Origin of the sequence: Pseudoalteromonas shioyasakiensis (assembly GCF_019134595.1) — a bacterium.
In the GTDB taxonomy this organism is placed as follows: Bacteria; Pseudomonadota; Gammaproteobacteria; order Enterobacterales; family Alteromonadaceae; genus Pseudoalteromonas; species Pseudoalteromonas shioyasakiensis_A.
Window position 1 is genome coordinate 275,348 of sequence record NZ_CP077770.1, and the last position, 23,459, is coordinate 298,806.

The following is a 23,459-nucleotide window of genomic DNA, read 5'->3' on the forward strand; positions in this document are numbered from 1 at the left end:
TAGGATAATGTATGAAGTTACAAAGCATTCGCGTCAAAAGTTCTTTGCCTATTGTGCTACTCGGCATTGCTATCGTCATTTTAATTGCTGGCTATACCTATCTAATTAACCTTCAAAAAGAAGCGATTGATGCACAGTCAGAGCGTTTCTTAAATGCGGTTTCTGTGGTTGTTAATGCTGACCGAGACTTATACCAAGCCAAAGTAGCAGAGCTGCACCTGGTGACCCAAATGAATGGAGATAAAGGCCAACTTACTGATCACCAAGAAAATGCTGAGCAAGTTAAAGACCGTTTCAAGCAATATTTATCTTATATGTCGCCATATTCTGAGGTGACCGGTCAGTTTCGTAACTTTGATAGCGCATTTGATGCTTGGTATGCAGCATCAACAGCTTACATTGATAACCCAGCAAATGCTGCGCAACAACAAGCGTCGGAGCAAAGCTTTTCGGCACTACGTGATATTTTAGATAAAGCCGGAGAAGCGGCAGACAAAACCTCGCAAGCAGAAACTGAAAAGCTGATGGATAAAGTAATGGGCTTTAAAGTGATGCTTATGGTGATGATCGCAGTGGTTTTAGCTGTTGCTGGTTGGTTTAGTTATTTTGTGCCGCGTCAGCTTACAAAGCAAATTAACTTTGTCACAGAGCGGATTAACGAAATAGCCTCTGGAGATGGTGATTTAACAGGTCGTATCAATGTTAAAACGCAAGATGAATTTGCCGAGTTAGCAACCGCGTTTAATCGCTTTTTAGATAATCTGCAGCAGTTAATCAAAGATATTTTAGAGCAAGCGAAAGAGCTACATAATTTAGGTAACGATTTAGATAACTTTGCAAATCAAAACCATCAAGTTAACCAAAAGCTCAGCCAAGCGTCTGAGTCGATAGTGAGTGCTGTACATGAAATGAGTGTAGCAAGTCGCGAAGTGGCTAATGTGGCGCAAAACTCATCTCATGAAGCTGATAATTCTCAGCAGCTAGCTAAACAAGGCTTAGCTGCGGTTGATAATTCAAGCCGTAAAATTATTGCGCTGTCAGACAACATGGAACATGCCAGCCAGCGTTCAACTGAGTTGCAACAAAGCTCAGACAACATTGCTAAAGTGCTTGAAGTTATTCGTGCTATTGCCGAGCAAACTAACCTACTTGCACTGAATGCAGCAATTGAAGCGGCCCGCGCCGGAGAACAAGGGCGAGGTTTTGCGGTAGTAGCTGATGAGGTTCGTACCCTTGCAACTCGCACGCAAGAGAGTACTAATGACATTCAAACTATGGTGGAGCAGTTTGCAACCAGCGTTGAGCAGTCACTGCAAGCTATTAACAGTGGTAAGCGCTATGCTGATGAAGCGGTTGAGTCATTCACACAAACCAATGATGTGCTTAACTCAATGCAAGAGTCATCAGTTAAGGTAAATGATATGGCGATGCAGACAGCGCAAGCGACTGAAGAGCAAACTGCTGTAGCAGATGAAATTAGCCAAAACTTATCAGACTTAAACGATCAAACCCAACAAGGGGGCGGCTTAGCAAGTTCAACACAAGAAGTGGCTAATCGTATGAACCAACTCACTGATGAGCTCAATCATTTAGTGAATCGATTTAAAGTCTAATTAAAGCAACAAAAAAGGGCTCAATGAGCCCTTTTTTACATCTAGCTAAAACGCTTACTTTTTCTCAAAAGCGCGTTTCATATAATTTGGTGTCGCTAATGCGCCGTGGTGAATACCTGCATTATAGTACTCTGTGCTTTGCGCGAGTGCATTTGCATCATCTTCACGAAACCCTGCGAACGCTTCTGACTTACGAGCAAGGGTCACTGACCATAAACCACTTGGGTAAATTGGCTGTGGGAAAGGCAGCGTTTGTAGGTCAACAAAACCCACTTCTGTCATCGCATCACGCATTTCTACTAATAGTGGCATATGCATAAGTGGTGATTCACTTTGCTGAATTAGGATGCCACCTGGGCGAAGGGCAGTTAAACAGCTAGTATAGAAAGCGTGGTTGAATAAACCTTCGCCCGGACCTACTGGATCTGTACCATCAACAATTACTACATCAATTGATTCTGGCGCTGCTTCACGCATGTACTTGATGCCGTCGTCAAACATCACTGTCGCGCGAGGATCTTGATTTGATTCACACAACTCAGGGAAGTATTTAAGCGACATTTGCGTCACAACTTCGTCGATATCAATTTGCGTTACGCTCTCAACACCTGGGTGTTTTAAAACTTCGCGTAAAGTACCGCAGTCACCACCACCAATGATCACCACATTTTTTGGATTTGGGTGTGCAAGCAATGCCGGATGGCTGATCATCTCGTGATAGAAAAAGTTTTCACGGCTACTTACCATAGTACAACCGTCAATAATCATTAGATTACCGAAGTCAGTTGTTTCGTACATTTCTACTTTTTGAAATGGCGATTGCTGTTCATCAAGCTTTTTAGTAATGCGTAATGAAAAGGCACTACCATCACGGTCACTAATTTCAGTGAACCAGTTGTTTTGATCTAAATTAGCCATCTTGCTTATACACTTTTGGTTAATGGTAAAAAAGGGGGGCAATTTTGCCAGTGCTTGACCAATTGCTCAATCAAATTTTAATCAGTATAGCGAATATTTTTTATCACTTTGGCATATAGCGCAATTTTTGTTAGCGTGGTCAGCCCTGGCGTATTAAAATGTGCGTTTATATTTAATGAAATTACAGAAGACATTGCCATGACTTGGGGTTTAGACAAAGCACGCGATACATACAATGTTGCTCATTGGAGTGACGGTTACTTTGACATTAACGCACAAGGTGAGCTGGTGGCTTACCCAGATGGCGATCAAACTAAAGCTGCGGTGTCTTTATCTGAACTAACCGAGCAATTCAAAAAGCAAGGTCTTACTTTACCTGTACTGGTTCGCTTTACCGACATTCTACAAAATCGTGTTGATACTCTAACGAGTGCTTTTACCAAAGCATGTAATGCCCGTGAATACCAAGGTAGTTATACCTGTGTTTACCCAATCAAGGTTAATCAGCAGCGCTCTGTGGTTAGTAAATTACTTGCCCATCCAAGTGGTTTAGTAGGCCTTGAAGCCGGCTCAAAGCCTGAGCTTATGGCGATTTTAGGTGTAGCACAAGAGCCAATTACCATTGTTTGTAATGGCTACAAAGACAGTGAATTTTTACGTTTAGCCTGTATCGGTCAAGGCATGGGCCATAAGGTTCATATTGTTGTAGAAAAACTTTCTGAACTAACCACCTTATTGGCTGAAATTGATGACTTAGGTATTGAGCCATCAATCGGTATTCGCATTCGCTTAAACTCGGTAGGTAAAGGAAAATGGCAAAACACCGGTGGTGAAAAAGGCAAATTTGGTTTAACTGCTGGCCAAGTACTTTCTGCGGTTGAGCTACTTAAGTCACGTAATAAACTCCATTTAATGCAACTTGTGCATTTCCATATCGGCTCTCAAATTGCCAATATCCGTGATATTCATCGAGCACTGCGTGAATGTGCCCGCCATTTTGCAGAGTTAACGCAGTTAGGCGTGCCACTTAATACAGTTGATGTTGGTGGCGGTTTAGGTGTTGACTATGAAGGGTCTGGTTCACGTAGTTCGTGTTCAATGAACTACAGTGTTGATGAATATGCACGTAATGTTGTGAATGCATTTGCTGAAGTGTGCCAACAACATGATCTTAAGCACCCAGCCATTATTACTGAATCTGGCCGTGCGTTAACTGCGCACCACGCAGTATTAATTACAGATGTTATTGATGTTGAGCGTGCACCTAACCATGCGAATCCAACGGCGCCTGAGGCTGACAGCGTATTAGTGTTAGATGAAATGTGGCAGTGCTTACAGCGTTTAACACCACGTATGGCGCTAGAAATTTATCATGATGCAATGCATCTATTTAGTGAAGCTCATGACCAATATGTGCATGGCCTACTCACTATGCTTGAATGGGCAAAGCTTGAGCAGCTGTATTTCACCATTTTACACCGCGTTCGTGCATCCCTGAGCGAAAATGCCCGTGCCCACCGTGAAGTGTTAGATGATTTAAACGAAAAGCTGGCCGATAAGCTATTCGTTAATTTCTCATTATTCCAATCACTGCCTGATGTCTGGGGGATTCAGCAACTTTTCCCTGTGATGCCAGTAGAAAACCTTCATCAGCCATTAACGCAACGGGCTATTATTCAAGACATTACCTGTGACTCTGATGGGCAAATTCGTAACTATGTTGAAGGTACCGGCATTGAGAGCAGCTTACCTATTCCTGAGTACAAGCAAGGCCAACAATACCACATTGCGATGTTCTTAGTGGGCGCGTATCAAGAAATTTTAGGTGATTTACATAACCTATTCGGCGACACAGATTCAGTGCATGTTGAGCTTACTGAAGCAGGCTATCAGCTGACTAACGCGATTAAAGGTGACAGCGTTAAGGACGTATTAAAGTTTGTTGATTATGATAGCGACATTCTTGCTGAAAACTTTGCAAAACGGGTTAACTCACTGGCAATTGATGAGCAATCTAAGGCACAATATTTGTCAGAACTAAATGCAGGCCTTGCTGGCTATACGTATTTTGAAGATTAAGCATTAAAGGAATAAGTAGTAATGTCCATGATCCGTTGTGTGTTCAGTTTTATATTTTACACCCTCAATACACTTTTTTGGTTTGTGCCCATCTTTATTTGTGGCGTGATTAAACTGATCCCAATTAAGCCTCTACAAAAAGTAATGAGTTGGATAGCTAAGCAATGCGCCACTATGTGGGTGAGTTGTAACAGCATCAACCAAAACATTTTTGCTTCATATAAGCTGTACGTGACAGGTCTTGAGCAACTAAAAGCGAAAGACTGGTACTTGGTGATCGCAAATCATCAAAGCTGGGTAGATATCGTTGTTATGCAACGCGTGTTCAATCGCCGCATACCGTTTTTAAACTTTTTCTTGAAAAAAGAACTGATCTATGTTCCTTTTTTAGGTCTTTCTTGGTGGGCATTGGATTTCCCATTTATGACTCGCACGAGTAAAGCTCAGTTAAAGAAAAACCCTAAATTGCGTGGTAAAGACTTAGAAACAACGCGTAAAGCCTGCGAAAAGTTCAAAGAAATGCCAGTAAGTATCGTTAACTTTGTTGAAGGTACGCGTTTTACACCGCAAAAGCACTCGCGCCAAAACAGTCCTTTTGAGCACTTATTAAAGCCAAAAGCGGGTGGTGTTGCGTTTGTTATGCAAGCAATGGGTGAACAAATTTCTAAAGTGGTTAATGTCACTATTCATTACCCTGGTGGAATTCCTAGTTTTGTGGACTTTGCCAGTGGTCGTGTAAAAGAAGTCGAAGTGCGAGTAGAAGTGATGGAAGTAAGCCCTAATTTAATCGGTGATTACACAGCTGATGCTGAGTTTAGAGTTAACTTTCAAGCTGAATTAAACCGCATTTGGAATGAAAAAAATCAGCAGCTAGCTGAGTTAGAAGCAAAAACGCAGTAGTATTGCTAACGCAGTCGAGAGCACACATATGTTAAAGAAATTTTTACCAAATTGGTTAACAGGCGTTCTAGTTAGCATTGTCTTGTTTGCTAATGTAATTATTTGGGGCACGCTTGTGCTGCTGTTTGGTGTGCTTAAATTATTACTGCCATTTAAAGTGGTTAGCGATATTCTTCATACGGCTTATCGCGGTTGGTGTAAAGGTAACCGCTTAGCTTTGTGGTTAGGTTGCCCCACAATAGATGTTGAAATTAAAGGTAAAGTCAGTACAGATGGTTGGTACTTACTTATCTCTAATCATATGAGTTGGCTAGACATTGTTGTTCTCAGTGCGATTGATGTTTTACCTGCTCCAAAATTCTTCTTAAAAGATGAGCTGAAGTATGTGCCATTCATTGGCACCGGTGCGTGGGCCATGGGTATGCCTTTCATGAAACGTGTTAGCAAAGCACAACTGGCAAAAAATCCTAAGCTGAAAGGCCTCGATGTTGAACGTACTAAGCGCAGTTGCCGCGACTTCCGTAATCACCCGACAACCATTATCAACTTTGTTGAAGGCACGCGCTTTACGTGCCAAAAACACAAAAAGCAAAATAGTCCGTTTACTTATCTTTTAAAACCTAAAGCGGGCGGTATTGCATTTGCCCTTGAGGTATTAGGTGATCAGTTTGATGCAATATTAAATACCTCGATTATTTACCAGGGCGAGGGCGACCATATTTGCCGTAACCTGATGCGTGGCCGCCTTAATGTGATCAAAGTTGAAATACACGTACAAGCAATTAGCGCAGAGATGATTGGTGATTATCAGCATGACCGTGCATTTAGAACGGCTTTTCAACAACATATTAATGGGTTATGGTTGCAAAAAGATGCTCAGCTACTAACTTATCATCAAGCCCAGCAAGCTGAGTACCTTGCCAACATCAATAAAGAGGTTGAAGCACCATGAAGCAAACTCACCTGCAAGAGCTGGTGATGCCTTGGTTTGAATCAATGCAAGACGCGGCGCTGTTAAGTGCATTAACGGCTACAGCGATTGGCGTTGGCTCATTACTATTAATTTATATGTTTACCCGTCGACTGCTGCTACCGGGTATTCAAAAGGTTGTTACACGTCTGTCTCCAGAGCGCATTGGTGCGCTTACTCCAATGCTCAATAAACTGAATCGGCGTTTTGCGGGGATATTGTGCTGCGTACTGTATTTGGCAACTTTTGATTATGTTTACCCCGTTCATGATGTTGCTGCGTTGGTTTTGAAAACTGTAGGCCAAGTTGCATTGATCATTTATGGTGGCTTCATTTTAAGTAGTGTGGTGAGCATAGCAGGTGGCATTTATAACCAACTTGATTTTGCCCGCGATATTCCGATTCAGGGTTTGATCCAAGTTGTAAAACTTATCACTTTTATGGTTTGCGCCATCCTCATTGTGAGTATTCTGCTCGAAAAGTCACCAACTTATATCCTCTCCGGCTTTGGTGCGATAGCGGCGGTGACCTTACTCGTATTTAAAGATACCATTTTGGGCTTTGTCGCCAGTATTCAAATTGCAGCTAACCGATTAGTGACTTATGGTGATTGGATCCAAGTGGATAGTTATGGCGCGGATGGCGAGGTTATCGACCTTGGCTTAAACACGGTAAAAGTACGTAACTGGGATAACACTATTACAACTATTCCGACCTACATGTTAGTTGCTGGGTCATTTAAAAACTGGCGAGGTATGCAAGAGTCGGGTGGTCGTCGTATCAAGCGTGCTTTAAACATTGATATGAACAGTATTCGTTTGGTTGATGATGCGTTTCGAGAGCAAATTGATGCTGCTATTCCACTTAACGACTATATTCGTGTTTCAAACTTGCCCGATCCGGTGACAAACCTTGGTTTGTTTCGTCGTTATGCTGAAGGTTACTTAAAACAACACGAAAAAATTAATCGTGATTTAACCTTAATGGTGCGTGAGCTACAACCGATGAATCACGGCTTACCTATTGAGTTTTACTGCTTTAGTGAAGATAAGCGCTGGATTTCATACGAGCACTTGCAAGCAGAGATTATGGATCATCTACTTGCTGTGCTACCAATCTTTGGACTCAGACCATATCAAAGTGTTACTGGGCAGTTAAGTACAAGCGAAGCTCAAACAGGGCTAAAACCAAGTATCAAGGTTGCTAACCCTGTGCGCGAAAAAACTTAAAGCTGACCAACCAGTACGCTCAGTGCAATAAAGCCTAACAATAGCCACCAAATAGGTGGCTTTGCCATTCTTAGCCACGTAAATGCAGCAATGACTAAAGCTACTTGCCACAGGTTTTGCACTGCCGATTGCCAAATAGGTGAATAAAGGGCGGCAGCTAAAAAACCCACAACAGCGGCATTTAGCGCTGCAATACTGCCCGCAAAGCGAGGTTTATCAGCCAGTTGTAGCCAGCTTTTCATAAAGGCTAACATCAATAAAAAGCCCGGCAAGAAAATCATGATGGTTGCGACAATCGCACCTAAAAGTGGCGTATTTGGAGACACTTGTGCGCCTAAGTATGTGGCGATAGTGAACATCGGTCCAGGTATGGCCTGAGCACTGGCATAAGCAGATAAAAACTGCTCGGTTTCAAGGCTCGGCACGCCAGCTTGTAAAATGGGTAACACAACGTGGCCGCCACCAAAGACCATAGCGCCAGTTTGGTAAAATGGGGCAAACAAAGAAAACCCTTCGCCTAAAGGTAAAAAGCTAATCAGTAACAAGACGGTAAATAAACCAAGTGGTAACCAAGCAATTTTCACAGGTTTATGTTCTTGGTTCTCTGGCAGTTTAAGCTGAGGATAAAACCAACCTATGGCTGCAGCTGCAATCAGCACTATAATTTGACTTGATAGCTGTGAGAACACAATCAGTGCAATCGTGCTCAATACCGCGATAAGCTTGTGTAAGTGGTTTTTGCAAAAGCTCATTGCCATACTGTAGGTCGCATCGGCAACAATCACCACAGCAAAGAGTTTAAGCCCGGCAATTACCGCAAAGTAAATATCACCAAATTGGTGAGCACTGAGAGCTAGAAAAAACATAATTAAAAATGAGGGCAGGGTAAAGCCAACAAATGCACACAGGCCTCCCAGTATCCCTCCTTTTTCAACCCCCATTGCAAAGCTAACTTGGCTTGAACCAGGGCCTGGCAATGCTTGGCTTAGGCTAATCAGTTGCGCATAGCGCTCAGCAGTGAGCCATTTTAAATTATCAACAAAGTGGCGCTTAAAATAACCAAGATGTGCCGCAGGACCGCCAAAGCTCATACAGCCTAATAAAAAGAATTGTTTAAAGATGATAAATAACATTACTGTTGCCGTTACAGGATGATGTTTCTATTATGACAAAATTGTATGACATTTTTGTGGTTTTTATGACACAAGGCCGTCTACAATATAGAGAACGAGTGAACGTAGTTATGAGTATCACTATGAAACGCTATATTAACAGTTTATTGTTATTACTTTGCAGCAACTTTGCACTTGCAACCTCTTTTGAGAAAGTTGTGGTGGCTGTTGATCATGCGCCTCCTTATGGCATGGTCTCTGAAGATGGTAGAGTCAGTGGCGCAATAGTGGATATTATGCGTGAAATGCAGCGTACCTTACCAATCAAGCTTGAATATGTCGCTTGCCCGTTTTCTCGTTGTTTAAAAATGCTCGAGCAAAATGAGCTAGATGTGATGGGCGGGCTTATTCGCACAGAAGCGCGCGAGCAAAAAATACAGTTTCTTACCCCGCCGTATATGATGCTGTCGTCTTCTTTTGTGTTTTATGCAAAAGCTGATAGCGAACTTAAAATAAATAACTACCAAGACCTAGTCGGTAAGCGCATTGCGGTCATGCGAGGTGCTGCGCATTTTCCTCGTTTTGATAACGATAAAACACTTACTAAAATTGAAGCCTTAAGCGAACATAATGCGTTTGACATGTTATTAAAAGACCGTGTTGAACTCGTCATTGCTGTTGAGGAAACAGCAGATCATGCGTCTGTATTTTTGCAGCGACCTTCACAAGAAATTGTAAAAATGCCTTATCGCTATAAAGATGTTATTTATGGTCACATTGCCCTAAGTAAACAGTTTGCAAGCTCGGGTTTAGCCGAAAAAATTCAAGAGCGACTCAATACGTTAGTCCTCAATGGCCGTTTAACAGAATTGGTTAAAAGTTATAACTTACCGCCGGTTACTGCTGTAGCAATCGATAAGTAACCCATTCTTCATAGTTTGTTCATAGACGTTCATTCATAATTGTTAACAATTCAATTTGAATAATTGCCATGGAGAGACACATGACTTTTACAAAATCAGTTTTAACAGTGGGCGTATTAGCCGTTCTATTAACAGGTTGTGAGACAACGAATACAGGTAAAGGCGCTGCGATTGGTGCTGCTACAGGTGCAGTACTAGGTAAAGCAACTGGTGACCATGACGATAAACGTATCTTTATTGGTGCGGCTATTGGTGCATTAGCAGGTGCAGCCGTTGGCGATTATATGGATAAGCAAGAAGAAGCATTTCGCGATGAACTTGCAGGTTCAGGTGTTGAAGTGGTTCGTGAAGGCGACAATATTCGTCTAGTGATGCCATCAAATATTACTTTTGCAACTGATCAATCTTATATTTCGTCTGGCTTTCATAGCACCCTAGACGCAATTGCTAAGGTAATGAACAAATACGAAAAAACCTACTTAAGCGTTGAAGGTCATACCGACAGCACAGGTAAAGATAGCTACAACATGACGTTATCTCAACAACGTGCACAAAGCGTAAAAGATTACTTAGTTAATCACCAAATTATGTCTGCGCGTATCAGCACACGAGGTTATGGTGAAACACGTCCTGTGGCGAGCAATGACTCAGCAAATGGCCGAGCTTTAAACCGCCGCGTAGAAATTCAGATCGTACCGAATACACAAGGTTAGATTTTATATCTAGATTTGTGGTCAGGTTTGATATGCCCTTTCAAACCTGACATTTCTCTTCTTAATCTCGATTAAACTGTAGTTCGCACAATTGTTTATACAATGGATTAGTTTCAAACAATTGCTGATGCGTACCCGTTGCAATAATTTCTCCTTTATCCATCACGACAATCACATCGGCGTGTTTAACTGTTGCTAAACGATGGGCAATAATCAGAGTTGTTCTGTCTTTCATTAGATGCTCAAGGGCAGCTTGTACATGAAACTCACTTTGTGCATCGAGTGCACTGGTTGCTTCATCAAGCAATAAAATGGCAGGGTCTTTTAATATTGCGCGCGCTAGTACTATGCGTTGTTTTTGCCCACCTGATAGCCTAACACCTTGCTCCCCTAAAAAGCTGTGATAGCCATCAGGGAGTTGATTAATAAACTCATCGGCATGGGCATATTTGGCCGCAGCGTATACTTGCTCGTCGCTGGCGCTTGGATTGCCATAACGTATGTTATGCATTACATCAGAGCTAAATAAAATTGGGTTTTGTGCCACCATCCCCATTTGCTGGCGTAAGCAATCAAGAGAGAGTGCTTTTATGTTTATTCCTGCCAGCGAAATACTCCCAGAGCTTGGGTCATAAAAGCGCTGTAGTAATTCAAACAGCGTTGTTTTACCAGCCCCCGATGGGCCAACAATAGCAACAGTTTGCCCTTGTTTTACTTGTAAATTTAGCGCATTTAAAGCGGCTTTATCTGGCCTAGAAGGGTAATGAAAAGACACCTCATTAAACTCGATAGCAGGGTGATTAAGTTTATTCGCTTCAAGTTGTGCATCATGATTTGTATCTGGATTTTTGATCATGCTTTCAACGGCGAGTAGTTCTAATAATCGGGCTGCTGCACCTGCCGCTCTTTGTAACTCACCGTACACTTCGGCAACGGTTGCTACAGACATTGCCACCATAATCGCATAGAACACAAAAGCACCGAGCTCACCACCTGTCATGGTGCCAGCTAATACGTCGCTGCCGCCAACCCACAGCATCACGCTAATAGCACTAAAGGTCAGAAATATAACCGCTGCAATCAAAAACGAGCGCTGTTTGATTCGGCTCTTCGCTACTTGAAATGCTTTGTTGGTTTCTTCGCTAAATGCTGCTTTTTCACGCCCTTCGTGACTATAACTTTGCACGACTTTAATATTTTGAATGATCTCACCGGCATAGGTGCTGATATCGGCAATAGCATCTTGGCTTGAGCTTGCGAGTTTTCTTACTTTTCGGCCAAAAATCATCATTGGCAGTAATACCAATGGCACGCAGGCAACAACCACAAGGGTTAGCTTTAGGTTGGTGATAAGTAGCATAGCCAAGCCACCAATCAGCATTAAGCTACTGCGTAATGCCATCGAAAAAGAGGAACCAATGATAGATTGCAACAAGGTAGTATCGGTGGTCAGGCGCGACATCAGCTCGCCGCTGCGGTTTTCTTCAAAGTAGCTGGGGTGTAGTGTAACAATGCGATCAAACACGGCTTTACGGATATCGTTACTGACTCTCTCACCAATCCACGACATTAAATAAAAGCGACAAAAAGTACCTACAGCCAATAAGCTTATTAAACCAATCAACACCATCACCGCTTGTTGAAGTTGAGCTTGTGAGCCCGCAATAAAGCCATGGTCGATAACAAATTTAACGCCTTGTCCGAGTGATAAGTTAACACCGGCCGTAAGCAACAAGGCGCCAAGGGCTGCAAATACCACCCATTTATAGGGTTTTATAAAAGCTAAAATCGGTAACAGGCTACTAAATGCGGCCTTTTCTTTGTTGTTAGACATGCTAGATTCTTGTTGGTGAATAGGGTATAGATATGGTTATCAATGCTCTAAAATTCAACAGTTATTAAGGGATTAGTATGGAATCTACAACGATCAGTGGTCAATTCACCGTAAAATTAAACCCAATTGGTGGCTATGCCACAGGTAAAGATGGCGTAAATTTAGGACGCATGTCGATTGATAAACAGTTTTCAGGTCCATTAGAGGCAACAAGCCAAGGCGAAATGCTCAGTGCTATGACTGCAACTCAGGGCAGTGCAGGTTATGTAGCCATTGAACAAGTTGTTGGTAGCTTAGAAGGTAAACAAGGCAGTTTTGTGCTGCAACATTTTGGCACTATGGATAAAGGGGCTGATCGATTGATTTTAGAAGTGGTGCCTGACTCAGGCGCAGGAGAGCTTGAAGGTCTTTCTGGTAAAATGGCAATTCGAATTGAATCGGGTATTCATCATTATGACTTTGAATACCAACTGATGGACTAACATGCAAAAAGTAGTTGAGTTTAAAAAGAAGCGCTTTTTCGGCGGCATCGATATGGATGCATTAAATCAACGGGTGTTCGAGTTGGGTCAAGCTGGCTGGCAAGTGAAAACAATCACCACTGCCACTGGGGTTTATGGTCAGGTAACATCCGTTTTATTACTAATCGAGAATAACGAATAATGACACTAACTGAGTGGTTGAGTTTAGTTTTAATTTGCGTGATGGGGGCAATGTCGCCGGGGCCGAGTTTAGCTGTGGTTTTAAAACACAGCTTACATGGCGGTATGAAGAACGGCATGTTAGCGGCGTTGAGCCACGGTATTGGGGTTGGCTTTTATGCGTGTGCCTCGTTACTTGGTTTAGGTGCGCTGATGACTCAGTTACCAACGCTTTATCAAGTACTGGTCTATGGCGGTGCCGCCTATCTCGCATATTTGGGTATTCGTATTCTATTAGCTAAACCCAGCTCGCAAACACTGAATGTTGAGCAAACTAAGCCGAGCCCTCGCAGCGCGTTGCAAGATGGCTTTGCCATTGCCTTTTTAAACCCAAAACTTGCGGTGTTCTTTTTAGCGTTGTTTTCGCAATTTATTGACCCAGAAAACCTGACTTTGCAAGTTGGTTTAATCATGTGTTTAACGGTATTTGTGCTTGATACAGGCTGGTATCTACTTGTTGCACTATTAACCGACATATCAAAAAAGCGTTTTGGTTTCACCAAGACAAACCCATGGCTCGAAAAATTGCTAGGGGTGATCTTTATTGCCTTAGCTGTTCGCGTCGTTATTACCCTATAAATCCTTCTATATTGCGATCACATCACTAATAAAAAAGGGTTGTGATCGCTGCTCTCCCCAGTAAGCTCCTATTGCATACGTATTCATCACACAATATTTACCTTTTGGTTACACTTTATTGGTTGTTTTTTGACAACAACAATAACCACAAATAAACACCTCCAACGACAACAGGGTGGAAATCCAATGGGGAAATTCAAGCTAAGTGCGCTTATGCTGGCTTTAGTGGCAGCAAATAGTGCAATAGCGGCGACGGAAGAAGAACGCACATCAGCAAAGGAAATCGATCCTGAGCTAGAAGTAATCGAAGTGCGCGGCTTTAGTCGCAGCTTAATTCAATCATTAAATCAAAAACGCTTTAGCGACACTGTCTCTGAGCAACTATCAGCTGATGACTTAGGGGCATTGCCTGATGTATCTATGGCTGATGCATTAACGCGTCTACCGGGGATCTCGGCGGTACGTACCGGTGGTCAAGCTGCCGAAATCAACATTCGCGGTTTATCTGGTGGATTTGTTTTTTCGACATTAAATGGTCGAGAGCAAGTATCTACTAGTGGTAGTCGCAGTATTGAGTTTGACCAATACCCGTCTGAGCTAATCAGTTCGGCGGCGGTCTACAAGTCGCCAAAAGCATCACTTATTGAAGGGGGCGTCGCGGGTACGGTAGAGCTACAAACCGCAAGCCCATTGGATAATGACCAGCCACACAAATTTACTGCCAATGTGCGTGGTATGTATAACGACCGTGCTTCAGAGGTATTTGATGCCACGGAGTATGGCGACCGTATTAGCTTTTCTTACCAAGGTAAGTTTCTTGACGATACGCTAGGTGTCGCACTGGGTTACGCGCGCTTATTCCAACCAAGTGTGGCGACTCAGTTTATCGGTTTAGCATATAACGGTAATAAAGACGTTGATGGGCTAGCAAATGATACCGATGGCCCTGCAGATAATCCTGCTAATGAATACATCAGTGAAGGTTTTGAGCTTCAGCACTTAGGTGGTGAAGAAACCCGTAATGGTTATTTAACCTCAATTGAATGGGCGCCAACCGATAACTTTAAATTAAAGGGTGATGCGTTTTTATCGCGTTTTGATAGCGAATCATTTGCCCGTGGTTTTCGGGTTAAGTTTGGTGGTCCGTCTGCAGTTTATGCTAATCCAGTGCTTGACGGTAATGCGGTGATTGGTGGTGCGATTAACCGCACATCAAATAGCTTTACCCGTGTTGAAATCGTTAATGATGATAACCAAGACTTTGATGAAGTAGACAGCTATGGCATTAATGCCGATTGGCAAATTACCGAGCGTTTGAATGTCAATGCTGACGTGTCGCTTTCACGTGCTAAGAGTAATTTCCGTAATGGTTTACTTTGGGCATTGGTTGCAGAAGATGCCACTGCTGAGAACCCTGTGTTTGATACCAATGTATCGCTTAACTATCAATTGAACGGATTAAACTTGCCTGACGTAGGCTTTAACCAAGCCGACGCATTTAGCGATATTGACCGGGTTATGGTGAGTAAATACGGTATTTATCCGTATGAAAATGAAGATGAAGTAAAAGCATTTCGACTCGATTTTAAGTATGAGTTAGAGAATAACTGGTTTAGCTCAATTGAATTTGGCGCGCGTTATTCAGACCGTGAGTACAGCAATAATCGCTCTGTATTTGAATACGGTAACGATGGTGCATTTTCTTCGACTCAACCACCGCTTCGCCTTACCGATGACATGGCCACCGTGGTCGATTGGCAAGGTGAGTTTAGCTATTTCCCATCATACCTAGCGATAGATTTAGATAAAGCACTCAACGCATGGTTCCCAAATGGTATTCCTCAGCCAGTACAGACTTGGGGTAATGCCGATGGTGTTGTGGATTTAGATGGTGATGGTGAGCCTGATGCACAAGGCTATACCACTAACTACTCATGGACCATGTTACAAAGTGGCTCAGTGTATGAAGAAGTGGTATCAGCCTATCTGATGCTTAACATTGATACCGAAATTGGCACTCTACCAATTACAGGTAATATTGGTATTCGCCGAGTAGATACAGACCAGTCAGCGACGGTACTTGAAAACGTCGGTGGCGATCCGCAACTCGGTGCGCAGTATATTGTGGATGACAATGGCATTGTTAACGACCTTTATGCACCAAGCGTTTTAGGCATTAAATACACAGACTACCTGCCTTCATTAAACCTGAACTTTAAAGTAAGTGACGCGACACAAATTCGTTTTGCTGCGGCAAAAGTGATGGCGCGTGCTCCGATTAACCGTTTAGCGGGCGATGCCAGTGCATCGGTTAACAATGACGGCGAAATTAACGGTTCAAGTACCAATAACCCATTCTTAAAACCTTTCTATGCTGATCAATACGATATCTCGTACGAGCAATACTTTGAAGACACCGATGGTGCACTGGTTGTTGCTGCGTTCTATAAGAATATCGACTCATTCATAGATACGGTAGCCATAGAGAACTTTGACTTTAAAGGTAATGGTTTTAACGTACCAGAATACATTGTTGACCCTGTCAGTGGTGAGCAAATCGAAACCACAAATGGGGTGTACACAACTGCGGTTAACAATGCCAAAGGCGGTTATATTCGTGGTATTGAGCTTGCCTATACGCAAGTTTTCTCTTTCTTACCCTCGCCGTTTGAAGGTTTAGGTATTAACGCCAGTTACTCGTATACCGAGAGTGAGGTGCAATCTATTACCGATTTAGGTGGTGATTCTGTGTCGCAAGACTTGCCTGGCCTTTCAAACAATGTCTTTAACGGCACACTTTTTTACAGCTATGAAAACTTTGAAACACGTTTGAATGTGCGTTATCGCGATGATTTCGTTTCAGAGCAAGTTGCTGTCAATGAGCAAGTGGTGAATTTTGATGCAGAAACGGTTGTCGATTTCCAAACGTCGTATCAGTTCACAGATTCATTCGGCATGTTATTACAAGTGAATAACTTAACCGATGAACCAACACAAAGCTACTTTGGAACAACCAGTAAAACAGGCACCACGCAATTCTTTGGTCGTCAGTTTTATCTAGGTTTTACCTATAACCATTGATCAGTAAGCTGGAGATAATAATATGAAAATAATAGCTAATTTTAGCCGCTTACTGATTGCATGTAGCATGGTATTGCTAACTGCATGTGGTGGTGGCGCTAGTAACGATATAGATTCTGGGCAAGTTTTATTGACCTGTAGCGTACCGCAAATTCCTAATGAAGCGGGGACTGAGTGTGTTGATCCACCACCGATTAGTTGTCCGGCACCAACAGTACCCGATGAGAATAATGAAAGCTGCGTGGTAGGCGCTGATCCCACTTTGCCTGATCCTGTGGTTTTCCCTGCAGATGACGAAGCCATCTTATTCTATAATCGCACCAGTGATGATGCCTACGAAGGTTATCGATTACACTCATGGAATAACGATGACTGCGATGCGTACGCAGCGCCGTTTGATGCCACTGATTGGGCCAATGGGCATGAATACGATGGTATTGATCCTAACTATGGTGCGTACTGGATTGTAAAACTAAAAGAGGGTTACAACGAGTGTGCTAACTTTATCGTGCATATTGGCACAGAAGGGTCTGGCAAAGCGTTTGGTGATGTCGATTTAAAAATGCCATTGATGCAGGACGATGAAAAGTTCCAACGTATGAACTTTACCATTCATGGTGAACCATCAGTATTTGAATATCCAATTATAAGCTTAGGTGAGCGCCCGGTGAGTATTTCTGGTGCTTCAGCGCATTGGATTGATTTATCTACTGTGATTTATCAGCCAAGTAATGAGCTGACAAGTATCATTAAATTACACTCATCAAACAGTGCAGATTTAGCTGTCGATGAAGATACCGGCGAGTTAAATGGTCAAGTGGTTGAGCTTACATCGACTTCTTTAAGCGATGAACAAATCGCTAAAGTGCCGCACCTTGCTGGATGGAATGCATACCAAGGTAACTGGGATGCAGCCGCTGCAAAAGAGCTTATTAAACAACAACTGGTTGTGGCAGGCTATGATGCTGATGGCAAGCTAACAGAAGCCACTTATGTGCAAGCCGCTAAAGCCCTCGATGACTTATATACCAGTGGCGAAAGTGATGCTAATGAAGCACAACTTGGTGTGCATTACGCCAATAATGGCATTGATGTATCGGTATGGGCTCCAACGGCAAGCAATATGAAATTAGCGCTTTATGATGCTGATAAAACAGAGCTTGAACAACTTGTGATGACCTTTGATAGCGCAACGGGTATTTGGTCTAGCAATGTCGATATTAGTCACGATCGCCATTACTACCGCTTTATGTTTGATGTTTATCATCCAACGACTAAGCAAATTGAAAGCTTATGGAGCACAGATCCATATTCATTAAACGTTTCAACAAATGGTTTATATAGCCAACTGATCAACCTTGATGATGAAGATACTAAACCGACCGGCTGGGATGAGCGTATGGTGCCAACGGTTGATTACCCTGAGCAAGCGGTCATTTACGAAGGTCATGTACGTGATTTTAGTGTGCGTGATGAAACCGTCAGTGAAGCAAACCGTGGTAAGTATCTTGCGTTTACTGAGCTTGATAGCGCACCAATGCAACACCTCAAAAAGCTGGCAGATAATGGCTTAACCCATTTCCATTTACTACCACTGACAGATATTGGCACCATTGATGAAGATGCCAGTCAGCGTGTAGATATTACTGCAACCTTAGCTGATTTATGTAGCCGCATTGAGGATGATGCCGATGCATGTAAAACCGAAGATAAGAGCACATTGATAGTTGATTTAATGACGTCATATCTACCAGGTTCTGATGATGCTCAAGCACTTGCCAATGCAATGCGTGGTGTTGATAGCTTTAACTGGGGTTATGATCCGCATCATTTTATTGCACCTGAAGGCTCTTACGCTTCATCACCTGAAGGTATTGCACGAGTCAAAGAAACGCGTGCGATGATCCAGTCTTTACAAGAAATTGGTTTACGTGTCGTGCTAGACGTTGTTTACAACCACACGACCTCATCAGGTGTTTGGGATAAATCAGTGTTCGATAAACTCGTTCCGGGTTATTACCACAGATACAACGAAACCTCTGGTGATATCGAGCGTTCAACCTGCTGTGAAAATACAGCAACAGAACATGTCATGATGGATAAGTTTGTTGCTGATTCTATGGTGATTTTAGCCCGTGACTTTGGTTACGATAGCTTCCGTTTTGATGTGATGGGGCATATGCCAAAAGCGTCAATTATGACCGCGCTTAGTGCAGTGCAAGCGGTTGACCCAGATACTTACTTCTACGGTGAAGGGTGGAACTTTGGTGAAGTCGCTGATAACCGTTTATTTGTGCAAGCTAAACAAATGGATATGGCAGGTACTGAAGTAGGTACCTTTAATGACCGTATACGTGAAGCAATTCGTGGTGGTGCGTTCTTTAGTAATAATGTCACAGATGGCAATTTATCTGAGCAAGATACGTTGCGTTTATCACTGGCAGGTAACTTACAAAACTACATTCTTAAAGACTTTAAAGGTAATTCAGCAAAAGGCAGTAGCTTTAGCTGGAGTGGTCAGCCAGCGGCTTACGCTCTTGACCCGGCTGACAGCATTAACTATGTCTCTAAGCATGATAACGAAACACTATGGGATCAGCTGCAATATAAACATGGCACTAACTTAAGTATTGAAGAGCGTGTGCGTGTTCACAATATGGCTTTAGCTATGCCGCTGATGAGCCAAGGTATTCCATTTATGCAAATGGGTGCTGATATGCTGCGTTCTAAATCAATGGATCGTAATAGTTATGATTCTGGTGATTGGTTCAACTTTGTTGATTTCAGTATGGATACCAATAACTGGAATGTAGGCCTGCCACCTGCGCAAGATAACCAAGCGAAGTGGGGCGAAATTGCGCCTATCTCAGCAAATCCTAATGCACAAGCGATGGCAAGCGACATTGAGTACGCAAGTAATGTATTTACTGAATTCTTAGCAATTCGTAGTGCCAGCCCATTATTTAGTTTAACCACAGAGCAAGACATTTTAGACCGCGTTGGCTTCCACAATATTGGTAAGCGTCAACAGCAAGGCTTAGTCGTGATGAGTATCGATGATGGCGTTGGGTTGACTGACCTAGATAGCCAATACGATGCCATTGTCGTGGTGATGAACGGTACGGATCAAAGCTTATCGCATACAGTATCAACGGCTGCGGGTTTTGAGCTTCACCCTGTTTTAAAAGCGAGTGTTGACTCAAGTATGTCAGCGGCAAGCTTTATGGCTGGTGAAGGCGAAGGTACCTTTAATGTTCCGCCTTATACTGTTGCTGTGTTTGTGAAACCACAAGGTGATGCTCAAGGCGAAGGCCTAAGTGCCGATGCGACTGTGGGTGCGCCAGATATTGTGCCGTTTGGTAGCACAACAGTTTATATTCGTGGCTCGTTAAACGACTGGGGTACGGCAAATAGCTTTGAATATGTAGGTAATGGCGAGTACAAAATTGCGATTCCTCTAACAGCCGGTAGCTATGAATTTAAAGTGGCTTCTGAAGATTGGTCTACTGTTGATTTTGGTGCGCTTTCTGCTGATGTTGCTGAAGTGATCGAAGGCGAAGATGAGCCGCTAACACGCAGTGGTGCCAATATGACCTTTACGGCGGCAATGGATGCTGTTTATGTGTTCTCATTCGATGCCACAGACACCGATAACCCAGTACTTAAGATCTATAATGAAGAGCCATTTGTTGGTACGTCAATTTATGTACGCGGTAGCTTAAACGATTGGGGTACCAGTGACGAGTTAATGTATCAAGGTAAAGGTGTTTATACCTTCACTAAACAATTAACTGCGGGTAGCTATGAGTTCAAAGTGGCCTCTGAGGATTGGAACACGGTGGATTATGGCTCAGGTGAAAGTAGTGCAGCGGTTACAGTGGGTACTGAAAAACTACTCGCGGTAAAAGGCGCAAACATGACAATGGATATTGCAAGTGATGGTCAATATCAGTTTGTCTTTGATGCCAGTAACCTTGAAGAACCACTTATGACTGTATTCAATGCAGAAATGTTTGGCGAAACTCAAGTGTACTTACGTGGTAGCGTAAATGATTGGAGCACAGATAACCCACTGATTTATGCTGGTGATGCGATGTACATTACTACCATGACATTAGAAGCCGATGACTATGAGTTTAAAGTCGCTTCTGAAGACTGGAATACGGTGGATTACGGTGGCAGTGGTGATGCCCCTGTTGCTGTGCTTGGCGAAGCGGCTTTACTAGAAGCGGTTGGCGCCAATATCGCTCTGAGTATTGCAGCTGCTGGCGATTATCGTTTTACAGTGCAAGGACCTGATCTGAGTAAACTAACAGTGACGGTTGAAGCAGTGGAATAGCTTTCCCTGCAGTACCCTTAAGCCGGGCTTTTGCTCGGTTTTTTTTGTATTTAATGAAAAGTTTGTATATTGTCATAACTCTCTATCAAGGAGCCTATGATGACAGAAACCAGTTTAACGAGTGCTAGCTTTGATCCAAAAGTAAAACAATATTGGTTATTACTGGGTATTTTTACCTGTGTGATTAGTATGGTAGGGATCCCTTTCATTCCCATAGTTGCGTTAATAATCTGGCTGGTGGCAGGGCGTATTTTAGCGGCGATGTCAGCCACGTTGTTAACGCGTAAGTTAGTGGTAAAACGCGGTGTCTTCTTTAAAGAAGAAAAATCTATCCCACTTGAAAAAATAACCGATGTGGCACTTAGCCAAGGTCCTTTAATGCGTCAATTTGGTCTTTATCGACTGAGCTTTGAAACGGCAGGTCAATCAGGACAAGGTGCATTGGTATCATTGCTCGGAGTGGTTGATGCTGAGACGTTTCGCGAGGCAATCTTGAAACAAAAAGATGAAATGACTCAAAGCAGCAGTGCTAAGGTTGAACATCAAACTGAAGATACTCAGTTAGAACTGCTGCGCTCACTTACTTATAGCGTAAAAAACATTGAGCAAATGTTAGTTACGCTATTAGATGAAAAGCGTTAAGCCATTTGTAAAGTAGAGCTACCAGCTTGTACACTGAGCGCTTTTTTACGTTCGTTAAGCAGTGTGTAATCGGCTGTTTTAACGCTACTTACATAATGCCACTGGGCAAGCGCTTGCTGCTGAGTAAAGGTGACCGTTAAGTAACCGCGTTCAACTAAGTTGTTGTAAGTTAAGTCGTTAACTAACAATGCAATAACTTGCTCAATTTGTGCGACAGCTTCGCTAGGTTGCGTATTTAACGCTAAGTAGTTCTCAAGACCTGGAGAAGAAACCGAAGATGTTGCAAACTCAACACCAGCTGCAGCTTTAGCAGAAACAGGGTTACTGGCATCAGTGATTAATTGTCCTGCCCAGCTGTTATGCGTATCACCCGCTAAAACCACCAAGTTCTTTTGCGCTGCAATTGCAGTCCCAAGTATTACCTCTCGTTCATAAGCATAGCCATCCCATGCATCAAGATTATAAGGCGCTGTTGTTTCTACGCGTGCTCGCTGCTCACTAGTCACCGTTGGATCGCCAGCTAATACGCGCCCTTTAATTTGCGCAAGCTCACTAAATAAGGTATTTGCTTGAGCAAGTAAAGCAGATGGATCAGCACCGTTTGCTTGAGTCACTTGAATATTCATTAGTAACTGTAAAATCTCGAATGGCAAATGCATTTTGGTCATCAGAACTTGTTGCCCAAGTACTTGCCATTGTGTTGTTGCTGTCGTTAAACCATCAGTCAGCCATGTAAGTTGCTCACTGCCTAATAGAGCACGAGTAGGTGAGCTAATTGCTGCAACAAAGTCAGTTTGTCCTTGGCTGCTGGTTAAGTCGAAATCCGCATAATTAACTTGCTCGTCGCGAGCTAAAACACGGGTATCGAGCATGTGTAACGACACTAAATTACCAAACTCAAAGCGTCGATAAATACGTTCTTTATCGGCAACATTACGGATAGGCATCCATTCAAAGTAGGCTTGTAACGCATGCATTTTGCGCTCGCTAAATTCACCTTCGCCGTCGTTGTGATTTTCAGCGCCACTGCGCCATGTATCATTAGTTATTTCATGGTCGTCCCAAACAGTAATAAATGCACAATGACTATGGGCAGCTTGCAAGTTATCGTCTTTACGATAATGGGCGTAACGTTTGCGATAATCCGCTAAAGAAATGATTTCATCGCTATTGTCATCAGGTAATAAACGGCCAAGCTCGGCGGCATCTTCAGTGGCATAACCTGTATTACCATATTCATAGATGTAGTCACCTAAGTGCAGTACTGCATCTAAATCGGTTTGTTTTGCTATTTCACCATACACATGGAAGTAGCCTGCAGGATAGTTAGCGCAAGAGACAACGGCAAATTTTACTTGTTCTATGTTGTCGGTTGGAAGTGTTTTACCTGCTCCAGTGGGTGAGGTTTTACCATTACTTATAAAACGGTAGTAATAGGTGGTGTTGGCATCGAGACCTTGCAGATCAACTTTTAAGGTGAAGTCGGTTGCATCGCTTACCTGTGTTTCGCCATCATGGCTAATGGTTGTAAAGTTAGCATCTGTTGAGGCTTGCCAAACTACGCTAACACTCGTGACGTTTTCAAGAGGGGTTATGCGAGTCCAAATAATTAGACTGTCAGCGAGCGGGTCGCCACTGGCAACACCGTGATCAAAGCTGACAGGGGTTTGCTTTGTGGTTTCGTCATCATCGTCATTAAGACTACAGCCCGTTAAACCAAAAGATAAAACGGCGGCTCCAAAACCAGCCGCCGATGCTTTTAAAAAGCGTCTGCGCGTAAAAGTCATTGCTCTGTACCTATAAGTAGAAAAGTACGAGCTTATCCG

17 protein-coding genes are annotated in these 23,459 nt (G+C 42.9%); 13 read left to right on the plus strand and 4 right to left on the minus strand.

The genetic code is table 11. The features are described 5' to 3' along the window. Window positions 1-11: 11 nt before the first annotated feature. A complete protein-coding gene (locus tag KQP93_RS01335) occupies window positions 12-1,613 on the plus strand; it encodes a methyl-accepting chemotaxis protein (RefSeq protein ID WP_217875560.1) in 1,602 nt (533 codons plus the stop codon). 54 nt (window positions 1,614-1,667) lie between these two features. On the opposite strand, the gene speE is transcribed toward KQP93_RS01335, so the two are convergent. After that, window positions 1,668-2,531, minus strand: coding sequence for a polyamine aminopropyltransferase (gene speE, locus KQP93_RS01340; protein ID WP_217875561.1), 864 nt, complete (start codon window positions 2,529-2,531; stop codon window positions 1,668-1,670). Window positions 2,532-2,729: 198 nt separating this feature from the next. Here speE and speA point away from each other — a divergent pair, with 198 nt between their 5' ends. The 4 genes from speA to KQP93_RS01360 are packed head-to-tail and all read left to right on the plus strand — an operon-like array spanning window position 2,730 to window position 7,709. After that, window positions 2,730-4,610 (plus strand): biosynthetic arginine decarboxylase, encoded by a 1,881-nt coding sequence (gene speA, locus KQP93_RS01345; protein ID WP_175078909.1) that lies wholly within the window; start codon window positions 2,730-2,732, stop codon window positions 4,608-4,610. 21 nt (window positions 4,611-4,631) lie between these two features. Then, window positions 4,632-5,510 carry an acyltransferase gene (locus KQP93_RS01350; RefSeq protein WP_217875562.1) on the plus strand — a complete coding sequence of 293 codons (879 nt, stop codon included), beginning with the start codon at window positions 4,632-4,634 and terminating at the stop codon, window positions 5,508-5,510. 28 nt (window positions 5,511-5,538) lie between these two features. Further along, entirely contained in the window at window positions 5,539-6,462 is a 924-nt protein-coding gene (locus KQP93_RS01355) for an acetyltransferase (protein ID WP_217875563.1), read from the plus strand. Next, complete coding sequence (locus KQP93_RS01360; RefSeq protein ID WP_217875564.1) at window positions 6,459-7,709, plus strand: mechanosensitive ion channel family protein; 1,251 nt, start codon at window positions 6,459-6,461, stop codon at window positions 7,707-7,709. The genes KQP93_RS01355 and KQP93_RS01360 overlap by 4 nt, the downstream gene beginning before the upstream one ends. On the opposite strand, the gene chrA is transcribed toward KQP93_RS01360, so the two are convergent. Then, a complete protein-coding gene (gene chrA / locus KQP93_RS01365; protein WP_217875565.1) occupies window positions 7,706-8,842 on the minus strand; it encodes a chromate efflux transporter in 1,137 nt (378 codons plus the stop codon). The two genes, KQP93_RS01360 and chrA, sit on opposite strands and share 4 nt — an antisense overlap. Before the next feature lie 122 nt (window positions 8,843-8,964). On the opposite strand from chrA, the gene KQP93_RS01370 reads away from it, so the two are divergent. Both KQP93_RS01370 and KQP93_RS01375 read left to right on the plus strand, forming a co-directional pair. After that, on the plus strand, window positions 8,965-9,744 hold the full coding sequence (locus KQP93_RS01370; RefSeq protein WP_217875566.1) for a substrate-binding periplasmic protein: 780 nt from the start codon (window positions 8,965-8,967) through the stop codon (window positions 9,742-9,744). An 80-nt stretch (window positions 9,745-9,824) separates the two neighbouring features. Further along, window positions 9,825-10,457 (plus strand): OmpA family protein, encoded by a 633-nt coding sequence (locus KQP93_RS01375; protein WP_054562840.1) that lies wholly within the window; start codon window positions 9,825-9,827, stop codon window positions 10,455-10,457. A 61-nt stretch (window positions 10,458-10,518) separates the two neighbouring features. On the opposite strand, the gene KQP93_RS01380 is transcribed toward KQP93_RS01375, so the two are convergent. Continuing rightward, window positions 10,519-12,291: an ABC transporter transmembrane domain-containing protein gene (locus tag KQP93_RS01380; RefSeq protein WP_217875567.1), complete on the minus strand. Its 1,773-nt coding sequence runs from the start codon at window positions 12,289-12,291 to the stop codon at window positions 10,519-10,521. Between the two features lie 77 nt (window positions 12,292-12,368). Here KQP93_RS01380 and KQP93_RS01385 point away from each other — a divergent pair, with 77 nt between their 5' ends. The 6 genes from KQP93_RS01385 to KQP93_RS01410 all read left to right on the plus strand — a co-directional run bounded on the left by KQP93_RS01385 (window position 12,369) and on the right by KQP93_RS01410 (window position 21,633). Continuing rightward, complete coding sequence (locus KQP93_RS01385; RefSeq protein WP_217875568.1) at window positions 12,369-12,773, plus strand: DUF3224 domain-containing protein; 405 nt, start codon at window positions 12,369-12,371, stop codon at window positions 12,771-12,773. A 1-nt stretch (window position 12,774) separates the two neighbouring features. After that, entirely contained in the window at window positions 12,775-12,954 is a 180-nt protein-coding gene (locus tag KQP93_RS01390) for a DUF4177 domain-containing protein (RefSeq protein ID WP_217875569.1), read from the plus strand. Further along, a complete protein-coding gene (locus KQP93_RS01395; protein ID WP_063702377.1) occupies window positions 12,954-13,571 on the plus strand; it encodes a LysE family translocator in 618 nt (205 codons plus the stop codon). Before KQP93_RS01390 ends, KQP93_RS01395 begins: the two co-directional genes overlap by 1 nt. 186 nt (window positions 13,572-13,757) lie before the next feature. Next, a complete protein-coding gene (locus KQP93_RS01400; RefSeq protein ID WP_217875570.1) occupies window positions 13,758-16,652 on the plus strand; it encodes a TonB-dependent receptor in 2,895 nt (964 codons plus the stop codon). A 22-nt stretch (window positions 16,653-16,674) separates the two neighbouring features. Next, window positions 16,675-20,991 (plus strand): alpha-1,6-glucosidase domain-containing protein, encoded by a 4,317-nt coding sequence (locus KQP93_RS01405; RefSeq protein WP_217875571.1) that lies wholly within the window; start codon window positions 16,675-16,677, stop codon window positions 20,989-20,991. A 99-nt stretch (window positions 20,992-21,090) separates the two neighbouring features. Then, window positions 21,091-21,633: a PH domain-containing protein gene (locus KQP93_RS01410; RefSeq protein ID WP_217875572.1), complete on the plus strand. Its 543-nt coding sequence runs from the start codon at window positions 21,091-21,093 to the stop codon at window positions 21,631-21,633. On the opposite strand, the gene KQP93_RS01415 is transcribed toward KQP93_RS01410, so the two are convergent. Continuing rightward, a complete protein-coding gene (locus KQP93_RS01415; protein ID WP_217875573.1) occupies window positions 21,630-23,420 on the minus strand; it encodes an alkaline phosphatase D family protein in 1,791 nt (596 codons plus the stop codon). The genes KQP93_RS01410 and KQP93_RS01415 overlap by 4 nt on opposite strands. Window positions 23,421-23,459: the final 39 nt, after the last annotated feature.

Excerpts from the sequence above, each read along its gene's own strand:
- KQP93_RS01335 (WP_217875560.1), top strand. The coding sequence starts at position 12 with ATGAAGTTACAAAGCATTCGCGTCAAAAGTTCTTTGCCTATTGTGCTA.
- speE (WP_217875561.1), bottom strand. The coding sequence starts at position 2,531 with ATGGCTAATTTAGATCAAAACAACTGGTTCACTGAAATTAGTGACCGT.
- speA (WP_175078909.1), top strand. The coding sequence starts at position 2,730 with ATGACTTGGGGTTTAGACAAAGCACGCGATACATACAATGTTGCTCAT.
- KQP93_RS01350 (WP_217875562.1), top strand. The coding sequence starts at position 4,632 with ATGTCCATGATCCGTTGTGTGTTCAGTTTTATATTTTACACCCTCAAT.
- KQP93_RS01355 (WP_217875563.1), top strand. The coding sequence starts at position 5,539 with ATGTTAAAGAAATTTTTACCAAATTGGTTAACAGGCGTTCTAGTTAGC.
- KQP93_RS01360 (WP_217875564.1), top strand. The coding sequence starts at position 6,459 with ATGAAGCAAACTCACCTGCAAGAGCTGGTGATGCCTTGGTTTGAATCA.
- chrA (WP_217875565.1), bottom strand. The coding sequence starts at position 8,842 with ATGTTATTTATCATCTTTAAACAATTCTTTTTATTAGGCTGTATGAGC.
- KQP93_RS01370 (WP_217875566.1), top strand. The coding sequence starts at position 8,965 with ATGAAACGCTATATTAACAGTTTATTGTTATTACTTTGCAGCAACTTT.
- KQP93_RS01375 (WP_054562840.1), top strand. The coding sequence starts at position 9,825 with ATGACTTTTACAAAATCAGTTTTAACAGTGGGCGTATTAGCCGTTCTA.
- KQP93_RS01380 (WP_217875567.1), bottom strand. The coding sequence starts at position 12,291 with ATGTCTAACAACAAAGAAAAGGCCGCATTTAGTAGCCTGTTACCGATT.
- KQP93_RS01385 (WP_217875568.1), top strand. The coding sequence starts at position 12,369 with ATGGAATCTACAACGATCAGTGGTCAATTCACCGTAAAATTAAACCCA.
- KQP93_RS01390 (WP_217875569.1), top strand. The coding sequence starts at position 12,775 with ATGCAAAAAGTAGTTGAGTTTAAAAAGAAGCGCTTTTTCGGCGGCATC.
- KQP93_RS01395 (WP_063702377.1), top strand. The coding sequence starts at position 12,954 with ATGACACTAACTGAGTGGTTGAGTTTAGTTTTAATTTGCGTGATGGGG.
- KQP93_RS01400 (WP_217875570.1), top strand. The coding sequence starts at position 13,758 with ATGGGGAAATTCAAGCTAAGTGCGCTTATGCTGGCTTTAGTGGCAGCA.
- KQP93_RS01405 (WP_217875571.1), top strand. The coding sequence starts at position 16,675 with ATGAAAATAATAGCTAATTTTAGCCGCTTACTGATTGCATGTAGCATG.
- KQP93_RS01410 (WP_217875572.1), top strand. The coding sequence starts at position 21,091 with ATGACAGAAACCAGTTTAACGAGTGCTAGCTTTGATCCAAAAGTAAAA.
- KQP93_RS01415 (WP_217875573.1), bottom strand. The coding sequence starts at position 23,420 with ATGACTTTTACGCGCAGACGCTTTTTAAAAGCATCGGCGGCTGGTTTT.